This is a genomic window from Rhizobium johnstonii 3841 (assembly GCF_000009265.1).
GTDB classification, from domain to species: domain Bacteria; phylum Pseudomonadota; class Alphaproteobacteria; order Rhizobiales; family Rhizobiaceae; genus Rhizobium; species Rhizobium acaciae.
In genome coordinates, this window is sequence record NC_008380.1 from 3,825,536 (window position 1) to 3,839,309 (window position 13,774).

The following is a 13,774-nucleotide window of genomic DNA, read 5'->3' on the forward strand; positions in this document are numbered from 1 at the left end:
CATGACCGGCGCAGCAGCCCCTCTCATCACCGTCGTCATACCGGCTTACAACGCTGAGAAGACGCTTGCCGAAACATTGACAAGCGTCTCCAGCCAGTCCTACGACAAGCTTGAAATCCTTGTGGTCGACGACGGGTCACGGGATGGCACCTTCGATCTTGCGAGCGACCACAGCCTGACCGATCGTCGCGTTCGTGTTCTCCGCCAGGAGAATGGTGGGGTTGCGCGCGCGCGCAACCATGGCGTCGGGGAGGCTCGCGGCCTTTATATAGCCCCCATCGATGCCGATGACTTATGGCACCCTCGGAAAATCGAGCTCCAGCTTGAGGCACTGGGCAATTTTCCGGACGGACGCGGGGTCGCCTACAATTGGTATGCGGCGATCGACGAAAACGGCATCATTTTCGGTCATTCGCGACCGGTCCTACATCAAGGGAAAATCTTCGAACCTCTGCTAAGGGAAAACTTCATCGGCAATGGCAGCACGCCCTTGATACCCCGAGCGGACATTCTTCGCTGCGGCGGCTATGACGCCAGCCTGCGCGACAGCGGCGCCGAGGGCTGTGAGGATCTGAAACTTTATCTGGCCCTGGCCGAAACCTTGCCCTTTGCGCTGGTTCCCGATTTCCTGACCGGTTATCGCTTCACCAAGGGAAACATGTCCAGCAACGCCTATAGGATGCTGAAGTCGCACGCCCTGGTGATGGCCCCGATCATCACGCGCTATCCACATTTTACCCGAGACATCCAGACAGCCGAATTCAACACGGCGCGCTGGTATTTCGTGAAGGCGTTTCTCGGCAAGGATTTTGCCCAGGTCAAAAAGCTGGCGCCGATAATGGTCAGAAAATATTCCTCGCGCCTCATTGCCCATGGCCTGCAGCAGGGCTGGCGCCAGGCAAAACGCAGCCTCCGGATGGCAAAGCACCTCCTCGGCAAGTCTTCGGCGCGGCCGAAAACCCGCGTCGCGAGCGCCCCCCTTCCGCAACCCGGAACAGCATTTAGCGATCGTTTCATGGCCGTGCCTGCCAAAGAGGAAATAGGTCTGACCTCTTCGCGGATGGGTGGACAATGAATAGGTTTCGAAAGCCGCCTTCCGCTAAACCCGCAAGGGCCTACAACCTGATTGTGGCGGCTCGGTTCCGCGAGCTTTCCCAACTCGTACCGGCGCTGCGGCTCAAGATGACAGTGATGATCATCCTGGGAATTCTCACCGGCTTCTCGGAAATGGTCGGCATCACCTTTCTGGTCAGCCTCGTCTTTCTTCTCGGGCAGCAAGGTCCCGTTTCCGGCTCCGCCGTCGCCTGGCTTCCGGCCTTTTTCGGCGGCATCGACCTCAGTCTTTCGAAGCCTGTCCTGATCGGCATTCTCATCGGCTCGATCCTGTTCCGGATTTTTTTGGGATGTGCTAACTCGCTCATCGCAAGCGCAGTCAACCACCGAATTAGCGACAGCATGCGAGACCGGCTCTACGCCAAGGTCTTGACCATGCCCTTCCAGCGCTTTCAGGACTATGAGCGCAGCGACCTGATCAACGTCATCGCGACCGAATCCTATGCGGTGTCATCGGCGCATGCCAGCCTGGTACGCCTGGGTGTAAATTTCGGCACGATCGTGATCTTCGGCGTCGGCATGCTGATCATGGCCTGGCCGATCGCGTTGCTCGGGCTCGCCTTCGGCTTCATTCATAATTTCACATTGGGTTTCTTTGCCGGTGCCTACCGTCGCCTCGGCTCCTCTGCCCTGGCTGCGGTGGAAGCCTTGACACAGTTGAGCTGGACAACGCTGCAGACTCTGAAGGCCGTTAAAAGCTTCGGCCTCGAGAACCGCCATCAGCAGCTCTTCGAAACGCTTTCCAGCGACGTCGGCCAGACCTGGCGCCGGTCGGACTGGATGGGGGCGACGACCTCGCTTCTGAGCGAAATCCTGACCTTCGGTGTCATCCTGACGATCATTCTGTCCTCGGAGTTCCTGCCGGTGGATTTCAAGGCGGCGCTCTCGGCCACCATCCTTCTTTACAGGCTTCAGCCGCATATCAAGGGATTCGACTCCCAGATCCTCAGCCTTTACGAGATGGAAGCGTCGCTGCAGAACGTCCTGGCACTGCTTGCAGAAAAGGACGACATCAAGCAGACCGCGCAAGGGGAGAAAGTCACCCGCCTGGCGGAGGCGATCGTCTTCCACGAGGTCTCGTTCGTCTATGAGCGGGCGAACGCACCGGCGGTTCACGATCTCAGCTTCTCGATCAGGGCAGGCGAAACGACGGCCCTGACGGGGCCGAGCGGCTCCGGCAAAACCACAATCCTCAACATGATTCTCGATCTCAACCCGCCGACCCAAGGCATGATCACCATTGACGGCAGGGACCTCGCAACCATCGACCGTTCCAGCTGGCTGGAATTGCTCTCCGTGTCGGGTCAGGACGTGGAACTGATGGAGGGCACGGTCCTCGACAACATCCGGTTTCGTCGCGATATCTCGGAGCAGGATATCCGCTGGGCGGCCGATGTGGCCTGCGCAACGGAGTTCATCAACGATCTGCCGTATGGCTTCGATGAATGGCTGGGCGACGAGGCGATCCGGCTTTCGGGCGGACAAAGGCAACGCATAGGTCTGGCGCGCGCGCTCGCCGGACGGCCTCAGATCCTGCTGCTGGACGAAGCGACGAGCGCGCTCGACGAAGAGACCGAGATGCGGGTGTTTTCGGCGATGAAAGAAGACGCCGGCAGAACGCTCATCGTCGTTAGCCATCGACCCGCTGTGGCCAGACTGATGAAGAATCGGATCGATCTCCGCCCCCCCGCTCCCACGTCGAAGCTCGGGTGACGGAGATGGATATGTCAACGATGTCCGGGATTCGGGTGGCCGTCGTGATCCCCGCCTATAACGCCAGAAACTACATTGCCCAGACGCTCCAGTCCGTCATCGACCAGTCCCACAGGGCCCTGGAGATCGTCATCGTCGACGACGGCTCGACGGACGACACAGCCTCGATCTGTCGCCATTTTGCCGCGAGTGATCCAAGGATCCGGATTGTCTCGACTGAAAACCGTGGCGTCGCCGCTGCCCGCAACACCGGGATTGAAGCATCGAAATCCGACTATATCGCCTTCCTCGATGCCGACGACCTATGGCATCGGACCTATATCGAAAGAATGCTTTCGGCTCTCCATCCCCTGCCGAACACCTGGGGCGCGGTCTATGCCCTTCACCGTCTCATCGATACCGAGGGATATTGCACGAGATCCGGTTCGTCACTGAATGCCAGGGACACCATTTTCACCCGTCATCTCGTATTTCGCTTCGTCGGCAATGGCAGCGGCTTCATGGTTCGCCGCGCTGTCATTGAGAAGATCGGTGGCTACGATTCAACTTATGCCCGGCAGGGTATCGGAGGATGCGAGGATTTCGACTTCGAACTTCGTACAGCCGAGCATTTCAAGATCGAGGCGGTGCCGTTGGGTCTAGTGGGATATCGTATTCATTCAGCAGCCATGTCTTCCGACAGGTCGCAAATGGCGCTATCGCTTCTGGCTGTGACCGAGCAATGTATCGCCCGCAATCCACAGCTTCCGACTTTTGTCGCCAACTGCGCCCGCGCGTCGGCGCATCTTTATGCATTTTCAAAATTTGCCGCTTTGAAAGATTGGCGCCGCGCCGCGACCTCGCTCAAGCACATTTATCATCATAGCCCAATGCTTGCTTCCGACATCCTATTCAAATTGATCCTTTCAAAAGCCGACCGAGCCGCACGCAGAACATTGTCCAAAGCCTGGCCGGTCGGAGAACAAAAGAGAAAGAATTTCAGGAAATTCGAAGAGATAGACCCGCTTGTCCCATTGGTTGGCGGTTGGTCACGATTCAGGACGAAGGCATTGTTCAGGCGCTTGTCGGAGATAGATCGGTCCGGCGAATGCTCTGCAGCGACCTCGTCGCAGGAGGCTTGATGGCTGCCGGCTACATATCTGTTGGTGGCGCCAGCGCTGACGGCAGTTTTTCGCTCGGTTGCTCAAAAATCTAAAGGTTTAACAACCCGTCAATTCAATTGACGTGGCGATTACTCCGCTACTTTTATTACAAAATTTGCTATTTAAGCAGAATAGCAATTAGTAAAAAAGCGAACAAGTTATGAAAAAAGCAATCACCCCAATAATGATCTGTGACAATACAGATTTTTACTGTAATCATGCTTACGCACGTGCAAGCATTCCTACCGGAGGACCCGTCACCCACCCCGGCGGGTCCTCGACTTTGCTTTTTGGCTGGTTGCCGCAAATGCGACAGCCGTTATCGCTGCATCAGCATAAATAGATTCTACCTCGGATGGCGATACTATGCCGTTGAGTTCGGTTTGATCAGAAAATCTCCCATCATCGGCAAGTGAAGAGCAAAATTCGGGTTCTCTTCTGTCATTATTTCGACCGTCGCCTCAATTCATCTCGGGGATGCTTTCGGATCCGCAATGAAATTGCGGAGACAGAAAGATCGTCATCAAGTCGAGATTATTATCAGATAAAACTCCATAAGTATCGCTGCCACAGTTAAGAAGAATAACGCCAAAAATCACTATCATGTTAAAATTTAATCGTCTTGTGATTGATTTTTAAATACAACCATTGTCTGAAATTAATATTTTTACCTTCTGATAAACTTTTAATTGCTGCGCTCAATTATCGATCTCAACTTATTGTGTATACACCTTCAAAAGCATCGGCAGTACCTTCGACACCGGTACAGAAGATCTACGGAAAGCTACCTCCCGCGCCGAGTTCTCAACGACCCGGTAAATGCCTGCATCATTGGTGATGATTGTCACAGCCGATGGCCCCCAACAATCCTGAGACGGTGGCAAGGAGAAAAGTTGCCGGCGCCAATCAAGACTGCTGGATTAAAGCATAAAATATTGATAAAAAAGGATATTTCTAAATTTACTGTGACCTGCGCCGACCCAATTCGGCCGATAGTATTCGGCCTGTCTTTTCAAAAGTCGGCATATGAGCCTGGGCTCGCCAATTGAAATACCGACACAAAACTCAACGACCTAAGACATTCCTGTCCTCTTTGACGAGCCTCCCGATACGACACAAGCGATTGCTCGGGGCCCAGTTGACCGGTCCTGATTCAACACGCGGAGGCCAGTGAGATGGCTGACCTGTGTCGAAATGGTCGCACCTCGTAAACGAATTAACCCTTCATAAAGCATTTGCTTGCTCAACTTATAATTTGTGTCATGGTCACTGTAAGTAGTGAGGGAGCCGACCTGATGAGTGATATAGCATCGCAGATTCCGGAATTTGGTTACGATGAGCGCGTGATGATCTGCCGGAAGCAGATCGAGAAGGCGGTCTATCAGTTCATTGCAAATACGAAGGTCGAGGGATGCGATCCGGCGGAAGTTGCAATGGCCATCGCCGACATTGCCGACGATTACATTCTGTTGCTGGCCCAGAAGCGCAACCTGACCCATTAAGATGAAGGGTCGGTCGTTAATCGGCTGGTCGTGCAGAAGACATTGAGTGCGAAATCGCGCCGCCTCCCTGCCCGGAGGCAACGTCAGCGAAGCTGCTTACCCCCCGCTTGAAACCATCCGTGAGAAGGATTTCGAACAGCTTCTGAATAAAGCGCCAGCGGCCGGAAACGAGCCGGGCTTCCCTAACCTACAATTGACCCGAAGCGCCGAAGCAGCCCACACCGGGCGTCCGTTTCAGCGCGTTATCTCACCGCGATTGAAACAAAAGGCGCGGTTCGATTGACGACTGCTCGGCTGCGCGCAACCACACGCATAACCCCGAAAATCGAAGCTGATTTTCGGGGTTATCGCGGGTTTGAAGTGATGGAGCGTTCTCGGCGCGCCCTGTCGGACGCGTCGTACTAATGACTTCTCACACTCACTTGCGGAACCGGGGAGCTCAATTCGGCCAATTCCCTGGTCAAGCCCTCCCCGACCTCCTGCTTCACTGCCTCGAGCGCAAGGTCGAGGCAATTCGTCGCGAACGGCAGTTTGACATCCTGAGCCACCTGTCGCGCATAGGCGATCATCCGCGCCAACGCGACGAGCTCTTCCAGACCGTCTTCCGCCCCTTGGTCTGCATCTATCTTGACAACCGATATCACGCCCATGCCCCATTTCTCCAATGAATTGAAGAAATGATACGCGTGTGGAGGTGATCCAGCCCGTGAAAAAAGCGTGACACAACCCTCGGTGACTATTGCCGGTTTCGCTTCACAATGCAGGGCGCGTGGGGAATGAGGTGTCGTTCAGCTTCCAGGGCAGATCGGCAGTCGAGCGAATGTCGCGGACGTCCTGCACAACTTTCAATAATTCCAAGGCATCGATGCGTTTTTGATCGACGGCGTTCGACAGAAGTGCCGTCAGCAGGTCCGCACGATCCGGCTCGGCGAGCCCTGCGCATTGCTCGACGACCGCTCGCCACGTTCGCTTCTTGAAGAATATCGCGCTTGCGGCATCTTCCAGCTGTTGGCGCAGCCGACTTTCCAGCAGTCCGCGGTCCTCCATCGCATCGAGCGTTGCGCTGACATTGACGAGCGGTACCGTCAGCGGCTTGCTGCCCAGCGCGCTCGGCGCGTGCGTGAGCGCGACGGCAGCATCGTCGACCAGCCGGCCGGTGCGATAGTCTTCGAAAATGCGGCCGATCCCGATCATGCCGAACGGATGGCATTCGGCAGCGCGCAACGCGCCCATGCTTGCCGCCCCGAGAACCGCGACGCCGAGCGACAGAGCATGGAGAATTTCCTTGTGCCAGACCGGTGCGACATATTCGAAGCCGCCGTCGATCAGGCCGATGACATTGGCACCCTGCTCCACCGCGGCCAGGACATCGCCTTGCGTGGCAGGCGGCAAGACGCGTATCCCCTCGCCGGCAAGCGACGCCGCATCGGGAAGACTGGGACCTGCGAAAATGAACTTCAAAACCCTATTGCCCTGGCAAGTGCCCTCGTTCCAAACCGCCGGGCGCGCTCCCCCTCCGGATTTTCGAGCTCGGGAACGACAATCTTGACAACACTGAACGGAAGCGTGTCCTTGCTGAGGTGCACGGCGATCACCGAAACGATCCCCCTGTTTCTGAGTGCGTCGAGCACATGCTGCAGCAACTGCGCCAGATCCTGTTGCCGATGTCCTACCACCCCGTCACCGCCGATGGCGGCGGCGGGCGGTGCGGCAACAGCATCGAAGGCCTGCCGCATCAGCGGCGGCAGGCGTCTTGAGAAAGTTACAGGAGAAATATCGTCCCTGGCTCCGCTGATATAGGTCAGCCGGGATTGCACGGCTTCCGTCACCGCCCGAATGGCCGCGCGGACGGGAGACGGATGAGCCCCGGTACCGCCGGTCACCTCGACGAGGCGAATGTCCCCAAGCCTAATATCCCCGGCGCAGTGAAGATCCCGGGGGCCCAGGAGGAAATCCCCAGGACCGAGCATGGCGGTGAAACAGGGAATCCCGATGTCGCTGGTGATATCGAAGAGCCTGAGCGCCAATCCCGAGGTTTCGATCTTGTCGATCGACTCGTCCAGGGCGCCGTCCTGAAAGCCGCGGGGATCGGTGCAGCCGGCATAACGATCCGCTTCCGTGCCCACCTGCCACAACACATGGGCGTCACGCTCGATACGCTCCAGGACGCCGTGAAAGATCGCCTCCTCGACATTGTTTCCCGAGGCCAGGCCATCCGACGACATCCAGTATCGCGCGTCACGTGTGCGGTCGAGCACCACCGCTTCAAAGGGGATATAGACCTCCTCGCCGGTGAGAATATTGACGCCGGCGACCCATTCCGTCTCCTCGTCCGGTCCGAGATCGGGTTTATGAAGAGCGGTCAGGCAGTTCAGCGCGTCGGTCTTGTGCCCCATTGCCTGCAGACGGAAAGAGGTGCCGCGGACGAGATCGACGGTGGGTTCGCCGGCGACCGCCCGTTCGAGGGCTTCCATGACGGTGGATACTTTGGCATCGAGATCGGTCAGGCCCTTTCCCTGGGCAATCACGATCGAGCGGGAATTCGGGGCGTATGCGCACCAGACGGGGATTCCGATATCGTCCAGTCCGGTATGTCGCGCAACCCTGGTGATGCCGAACCCGGCCAAAAGAGGTTCGACGCGGGAAAGGGTTTCCCGCGGCGACATGATCCTGTCGGAATATATGGACCGGTGCGTCAGAATGCCGGCTCAGCCGTCGACGTGACCGGAAAGGGCAACCTGCGCCGAGGAAACCGCGACGGCGAGGTCGACGCCCTTCACGAATGTGCCGCCGGCCTTGCGCAGGCCGTTTGCAGTCGCCAATTCCCCCGTCGGATTGAGAGGCTTGACCGTACCCGCGTCGAGATCGGCAAGCCAGAGACCCGCCTCACCAGATATACCTATAATGACAGCTTTCGCCATGTAATGCCCCTCAGCTATTGTTAAAAACCAGCCTTCAGCAGGCCCTCCCGATAAAGCTCTTTTTGCCAATCCTCCTTGAAGGGAACGATGGCGAGCCACTTCTCGACGTCGAAGACCGGGTTGATGCTTTCGGCCCGTTGCCGATGGAATAGCGCCCGTTTTCGATCGCCGATCATTGCGCAACTGGCCGCGGCGATGCGATGGGCCGGCGCTTTGTCTTTCATCGCCTCGACATAGGCGATGGCCTCCTCGTACTGTTCCAGGAAGAAGCTCGCTCCCGCAGCGCACCAGAGGTAGGCGTCAGGCGCGATCGGATTGAGCGAAATCGCTCGTCTGATCTTGGCGAGCGCGTCGCCGGGGCGGGATGCATGCACGAGCGTGTCGGCATGGCTGTAGATGACATCGGCAAAATGCGGGCTGAGTTGTTCGGCCAGATCAAGTGCGGCGACACTGGCATCGACATCGCCGAGATAGAGTTTGGTGACGCCAAGCTCGCGATGGCCCGCCGCCGACGCCGGATCCCGCTCGATGGCCCGAAGCGCGTTCTGCTCCGCCAGATGCAGCAGCTCATTGTTTCCCTGCGCCGTCACGAGCCACTCGCTGGTGAAAGTTCTCGCCAGCCCGGTAAATGACGGGGAGAAATCCGCCTTATGCGACAGCGACTGCTTGAAAGCTTTTCGAGCCCGACGGATATGCGGCAATGTCAATTTGCTCATCAGGCTCGAGCCGACCAGATAGGCGTGATAGGCCTCAGGATTGGCTTCGAAGCGTAAGCGCTCTTCCTCGTTTTCAGCCAGCTCGCGGGCCACAGACATGGTCAACTGCTGCGCGATCAGCCGTCTCTGACGCGGCAATATATCGGGCGTCATCGTAAAGCGATTGGCCCAGATGATCTCGTCCGTGGGAAAATAAACCAGCTGGGCGAACAATCCCTCTTCGGAAAGCCGTGTATCCAGAAGATAGGCGATCGAGTGACGGGCGACCACGGCAGCCTTCTCGGAGTCGCGGCGGATCTGGCCGGCCGTATGGGGCGCGACGATGGAAATGTTTCTGAGCGCGCAGAGTTCGATCGTCACGTCTTCGATCAGGGCGTTGGCAAGCGCAAGCCCGGCATCAGCATGTTTCGATGTCGGGGGAAGCAGCACCAGCCGAGGTAGGATCAGCGGCGCCTGCGATACGCGTTCGATGTCGGCAGTTGTCTCACCGCCGGCCTCGGAGCGCTTCACCTGCACCCTGGCATGGCCGTCGCCGTTCGGCAATCTCTCGCTGAGGGACGAACCGCCGGACAGCTGGTGCAGCAAGGCTCTGACCTGCTCGTCATTCGGATCCCGTTCGAGGATCTGCAGGGCGGCGCCGGAAATGGAGCGCGCAGCGCCGGGCTTTTGCGCATCCGGCAACGCATCCAGCAATGCCTGCCGCAATTGCAGCGCCTGAGCGTCCCGTTGCGCCCTGATCCACGCCTCTATCAACTTTGTCGCTGGTTTGATATTTCCGATGAACCCACGCTGGGTCAGTTCGGCGATCGCGTTCAGCCGCTCCAGCGGCGAACCGCCGGCGCGAAAAATATCGAGATCGCTGGAAACCGCCTGCGTGTTGAGACGAACCGTGGTGGCGGTGAAATCGAAGGGAATTTCGGCGCGTCCGCCGTCTGTCTCGCGGATGCGGGAAAGCAGTTTGCGCAGATTGAGCCGCGCCAGCTCGGATTCGACGTCATTCCATAGAAACTGAGCCAATTCATAACGGCTGAGTTCATGGCTCGCGCCGGCATAGAGATGGGCCATCATCAACAGGCCCTTGATCGGATAGCGAATTGCGTCGCCATTCGTCTCGATCAACCGCAGATCGCCGAATGTCTGCAGGTGGAGCACGATCCGTCCTCAGCTGTTCACAACCGAATCCTGCAGCTCACTGTCGCTGTCAGGCAATCCCGCGACGGCCAGGCTTTTGGCCAACGCCACCAGCTTTTGCCTGATATTAGGGTCTTCGATGGCAATGAATGCCTTGTTGAGCGCCAGTCCCTCCTTCGAGGACAAAAAGCTGTTCAATTCATTCGTCGCGCCGTCGATCGGTCCGGAGCCGCCGTTCTCGAAGAAAAAGCCGACGGGCACGCGAAGAATCTCGGATATGCGCTGAAGACGGCTGGCGCCTATTCTATTCGTTCCCTTTTCGTATTTCTGGATCTGCTGGAAGGTAATGCCCAGAAGTTCGGCCAGGCCGTTCTGGGTCATCCCGAGCGTCTTTCGCCGAACACGCACGCGGTTGCCAACATAAACGTCAATCGAATTCGGCGATTTAGCCTTCATGTGAATAAGTCTCCCGCTTTATCAGCACGCCCGGCTGTATAATGGAGAGTTTAAGCAAGAATGCAACTAAAAGTAAATATTTCGTAAGGTTTTTTTTCAGCAGCGCACACAGTAAAAACAACCTGTGGATTATCGCAGCGGCGCCATTTGGCGCGGGTGCACCCGCGCGCTATCGCGCACTTCGCAGCGGACGAATGCTATCCAAAGTCACTGCCGCTCCAACACCCTCTCTGAGAGGTTTTTGCGCAACGGCGATCATCGACTTGGCGAAAACGGGAATTCTTCCGACATACTCAAAACGAACATTGTCGAAGCCGGCATCCAGCAGCAGCGTGCTCAGCGTTTTTTCGACCAGAACTTAATGTGCCCAATGACGAGGCACAAAGGTGCCCAATTGCCGACAAGAAGCCAAAGATATTTAACGGATAAATGTATACTGCTGGATTTAGACAGCCCGATCGAAACCCCTTCTCGCGCGCCGGAGAAGACAAGCTTGCCCGATAATTCGTCGTCCGCATATGCGAAGCAGCCGATGGGGAAACCGCGGGTTCCCGTGGTCTTCTGGTTGCTGCTGACGATTTCCCTCTCGCTGGTCATGGGAACGGTGCTGCTTTCCAACAACATGAAACACTTAAAGACGGTTAGCCATTATTTTGGCTTCGATCTCTTTCCCCAGGAGGTCAGACCGCCTCCTCCAAAAGCCCTTCCCCGCCCCACACCACCGGCCACCTTCACGCTTCCATTGCATATCATCGAACCGCCGATGGTACAGACCGCGTCGACTTTTCTGCGGACATGGCGGATATCCGGCGCCGCAATGTGTGCGGCGCTGCGCAATGCCGGCATCGAAACCAGCGATTGGGCGGCGGCGAGTTTCAACGCCGATACATTTGAATGCTTTTTCGAGCAGAGCGGCAAGCGGGAGAAGGATCAGCTCCCGAGTTCCATCTTCGTCATCGTTCGCGGCGACGCCGCCGGCACGATCAACAATATGCGCGTGAAAATCATCAATCCCGAGACCGATGAAAATGGCCAGCTCGATCCCGGCATTCTGCGAATTTTCGAAATCATGCTGCAGCAACCGCAATGGCTCGATTTTCACCAGACCCTGAACGCGATCAAGAATCTGAAGGACATCAAGGAAGACGGCTTCGGAGCCAGTATCGGCTTCACCCGCGAGGTACTCAATCCCGGGAATTACAACTTCACGCTCTCGCTGGATGCGACTTCAGGACCTCAGAAAAGTACCAGAAATTATTTTTCCGGCAGAAGATGGCTGCCGTTGCCAGACCCCGCAGTCGAGATCGACAGCGCGCAACCGGAATCAGTCTCCAAACCTCCCCATACCGAAGCGCCGGCTGAAAGTCAGGAACATCGGCATTAGGTCTTCGGCTTCATGCCACGCACGGACTGATCACGCCATGTGACTCGCATCGTCATGATGTCCGGCCATTATCTTGTAGAGCTCTTTCAAACTGTCCGCACTCGGCCGTTCGGTGCTGTCCCCACCCGCCAGACGCCAGACACGCTCGACATTGAGGTCCTGCGTGACTTGCGCAAGGTCTTCGTTGAGCGAGCGAATGACGACCTCCGATCGGCGCAACCGCCACGACATTCTGACGAGCGCTGCGAACGGGAGGAAAATGATGCCGATGATGCCGAGAACAAGGGCTGCGAACTGCCAGTCATCGAGGAGAGACAGACCGTTTCGAACGGTCGCCATAAAAAAAACGGCATTTTGAAATGCCATGTGAAAATAGCTCATCAGATAGCTGGACCAAAATTCCATCACGAGCGCCCTCCCCGAACGGTTTGTATCTTGGAATATGCTGAAAAGTCTAGCAGACACCAACAATATCCCCTGCCGGGAAAGTATTTTTGAGGTTGTATTACTCTGCTGAATTGAACGCGAATCTTGTGATGGATCGGTGCCGACGAGTCCGGCCTTTCAAATTCCACCGCGGACATGAAAAAAGCTAACAGTGAGAGATAGAATGAATAGAAGACGTTTCCTCGCCTCGGTTCCGCTCGCTCTGTTATATGTCCGTACGGGCCAGGCCCTGGCACAGGTGCCTGCCGCTGCAGGGCTGCGCGTCCTTGCCGACAGGAAGTCGTTCCGATTCGGATCGGCAATCGACCTGCAAAACATCAACGATCCAATCGCTGCCGAGATCTACATCGACAATGTCAATTCAATAACACCGCGAAACGAGCTGAAGTGGAATTCGACCGAAAAGAGACCGGGTGTTTTCAGCTTCGGCAGCGCCGACCGTATGGTTGCATTTGCGCGCAAAAACAACATGAGGGTTTATGGCCATACGCTGATCTGGTATCGCGTCCCGGGTTGGGTGTCTGATATCACCGACGCAAAGACCATTCAGGCGACCATGAACCGTCATATAAAACAGGTTGTCACTCGCTATAAGAACTCGATCGATGCATGGGATGTGGTGAACGAACCGTTGGAGTATGATGCACCGGATCTGCGGGATTGTGTTTTCCGACGCCTTCTTGGCGACGATTATATTCGTATGAGTTTCGACATGGCGCACCAGGCCAATCCGGGCGCGACGCTGGTGCTCAACGAAACGCATCTGGAGAAAAAATCCGACGTGTTCGAACAGAAGCGCGCGCGCATCCTGAAAATCGTCGAAGATCTCGTCGCCAAAAAAACGCCGATCAATGCGGTGGGTCTGCAGGCGCATTTCCGCCCCGGCCTCGACCGGATCGATCCGGAAGGAATGGGACGCTTCTGCGCGGCGCTGAAGGACATGGGTGTCGGCGTTTTCATCACCGAACTGGATGCGTCCTGCCACTTCCTGAACCGCGACAAAGGCTTCACGCCGGCATCCTACGCCGATATTTTCAGCGAGGTGATCACTGTCGCGGCCGAACATGGCGACTTGAAAGGCGTGACGGTATGGGGCATGTCGGAAAAGTACGGCGAGCCCGATGAGAAAGCGACCGATCCCGCTGCGGCTTGCACGAAGCGCGTTAATCTCTACGACGAAAACAATGCGCCAAGAAGTGCAGTTGATGGGATCCGGCGGGCAATAGAGGCGATGTGATGCGCAAGACAA

The 13,774-nt window shown here is 56.8% G+C and carries 14 protein-coding genes and 1 pseudogene; 7 read left to right on the plus strand and 8 right to left on the minus strand.

Annotated elements, in window-relative coordinates; genetic code table 11:
* The first annotated feature begins 1 nt into the window (after position 1).
* From RL_RS18715 to RL_RS39730, 5 genes are all read left to right on the plus strand, one after another.
* Positions 2–1,075, plus strand: coding sequence for a glycosyltransferase family 2 protein (locus tag RL_RS18715; protein WP_011653100.1), 1,074 nt, complete (start codon positions 2–4; stop codon positions 1,073–1,075).
* On the plus strand, positions 1,072–2,826 hold the full coding sequence (locus tag RL_RS18720) for an ABC transporter ATP-binding protein (protein WP_011653101.1): 1,755 nt from the start codon (positions 1,072–1,074) through the stop codon (positions 2,824–2,826). Before RL_RS18715 ends, RL_RS18720 begins: the two co-directional genes overlap by 4 nt.
* The gene (locus RL_RS18725; protein WP_011653102.1) at positions 2,823–3,947 is read left to right on the plus strand and encodes a glycosyltransferase family 2 protein; all 1,125 of its coding nucleotides are present in this window, start codon (positions 2,823–2,825) and stop codon (positions 3,945–3,947) included. The genes RL_RS18720 and RL_RS18725 overlap by 4 nt, the downstream gene beginning before the upstream one ends.
* A 1,316-nt stretch (positions 3,948–5,263) precedes the next feature.
* Entirely contained in the window at positions 5,264–5,470 is a 207-nt protein-coding gene (locus RL_RS18730) for a hypothetical protein (RefSeq protein WP_003542083.1), read from the plus strand.
* A 46-nt stretch (positions 5,471–5,516) separates the two neighbouring features.
* Complete coding sequence (locus RL_RS39730; RefSeq protein ID WP_129557801.1) at positions 5,517–5,753, plus strand: hypothetical protein; 237 nt, start codon at positions 5,517–5,519, stop codon at positions 5,751–5,753.
* A 118-nt stretch (positions 5,754–5,871) separates the two neighbouring features.
* On the opposite strand, the gene RL_RS18735 is transcribed toward RL_RS39730, so the two are convergent.
* The 7 genes and pseudogenes from RL_RS18735 to RL_RS37695 form a co-directional block, all read right to left on the minus strand.
* On the minus strand, positions 5,872–6,120 hold the full coding sequence (locus RL_RS18735; RefSeq protein ID WP_011653104.1) for a hypothetical protein: 249 nt from the start codon (positions 6,118–6,120) through the stop codon (positions 5,872–5,874).
* A gap of 103 nt (positions 6,121–6,223) precedes the next feature.
* A complete protein-coding gene (locus RL_RS18740) occupies positions 6,224–6,931 on the minus strand; it encodes a TfuA-like protein (RefSeq protein ID WP_011653105.1) in 708 nt (235 codons plus the stop codon).
* Complete coding sequence (locus RL_RS18745; protein ID WP_011653106.1) at positions 6,928–8,136, minus strand: YcaO-like family protein; 1,209 nt, start codon at positions 8,134–8,136, stop codon at positions 6,928–6,930. Before RL_RS18745 ends, RL_RS18740 begins: the two co-directional genes overlap by 4 nt.
* Before the next feature lie 42 nt (positions 8,137–8,178).
* On the minus strand, positions 8,179–8,391 hold the full coding sequence (locus tag RL_RS18750) for a hypothetical protein (protein ID WP_041936423.1): 213 nt from the start codon (positions 8,389–8,391) through the stop codon (positions 8,179–8,181).
* Positions 8,392–8,411: 20 nt separating this feature from the next.
* Positions 8,412–10,259, minus strand: a complete 1,848-nt coding sequence (locus RL_RS18755; RefSeq protein WP_011653107.1) for a peptide antibiotic resistance protein — start codon at positions 10,257–10,259, stop codon at positions 8,412–8,414.
* Between the two features lie 9 nt (positions 10,260–10,268).
* Positions 10,269–10,694 carry a helix-turn-helix domain-containing protein gene (locus tag RL_RS18760; protein WP_011653108.1) on the minus strand — a complete coding sequence of 142 codons (426 nt, stop codon included), beginning with the start codon at positions 10,692–10,694 and terminating at the stop codon, positions 10,269–10,271.
* Between the two features lie 169 nt (positions 10,695–10,863).
* Positions 10,864–11,063 (minus strand): annotated as a pseudogene (locus RL_RS37695) (hypothetical protein); the annotation flags it as partial.
* 124 nt (positions 11,064–11,187) lie between these two features.
* Here RL_RS37695 and RL_RS18765 point away from each other — a divergent pair.
* Positions 11,188–12,078 carry a DUF6030 family protein gene (locus tag RL_RS18765; protein WP_028740816.1) on the plus strand — a complete coding sequence of 297 codons (891 nt, stop codon included), beginning with the start codon at positions 11,188–11,190 and terminating at the stop codon, positions 12,076–12,078.
* A gap of 30 nt (positions 12,079–12,108) precedes the next feature.
* Here the strand turns inward: RL_RS18765 and RL_RS18770 are convergent, their stop codons facing one another.
* Entirely contained in the window at positions 12,109–12,549 is a 441-nt protein-coding gene (locus RL_RS18770; protein WP_041936425.1) for a hypothetical protein, read from the minus strand.
* A gap of 139 nt (positions 12,550–12,688) precedes the next feature.
* Here RL_RS18770 and RL_RS18775 point away from each other — a divergent pair, with 139 nt between their 5' ends.
* A complete protein-coding gene (locus tag RL_RS18775) occupies positions 12,689–13,762 on the plus strand; it encodes an endo-1,4-beta-xylanase (protein ID WP_041936426.1) in 1,074 nt (357 codons plus the stop codon).
* The last annotated feature ends 12 nt before the right edge of the window (positions 13,763–13,774 follow it).

Bases quoted from the DNA above. Each gene is read 5' to 3' on its own strand.
- RL_RS18730 (WP_003542083.1), top strand. From the start codon at position 5,264: ATGAGTGATATAGCATCGCAGATTCCGGAATTTGGTTACGATGAGCGC.
- RL_RS18715 (WP_011653100.1), top strand. From the start codon at position 2: ATGACCGGCGCAGCAGCCCCTCTCATCACCGTCGTCATACCGGCTTAC.
- RL_RS18735 (WP_011653104.1), bottom strand. From the start codon at position 6,120: ATGGGCGTGATATCGGTTGTCAAGATAGATGCAGACCAAGGGGCGGAA.
- RL_RS18750 (WP_041936423.1), bottom strand. From the start codon at position 8,391: ATGGCGAAAGCTGTCATTATAGGTATATCTGGTGAGGCGGGTCTCTGG.
- RL_RS18720 (WP_011653101.1), top strand. From the start codon at position 1,072: ATGAATAGGTTTCGAAAGCCGCCTTCCGCTAAACCCGCAAGGGCCTAC.
- RL_RS18775 (WP_041936426.1), top strand. From the start codon at position 12,689: ATGAATAGAAGACGTTTCCTCGCCTCGGTTCCGCTCGCTCTGTTATAT.
- RL_RS18760 (WP_011653108.1), bottom strand. From the start codon at position 10,694: ATGAAGGCTAAATCGCCGAATTCGATTGACGTTTATGTTGGCAACCGC.
- RL_RS18745 (WP_011653106.1), bottom strand. From the start codon at position 8,136: ATGTCGCCGCGGGAAACCCTTTCCCGCGTCGAACCTCTTTTGGCCGGG.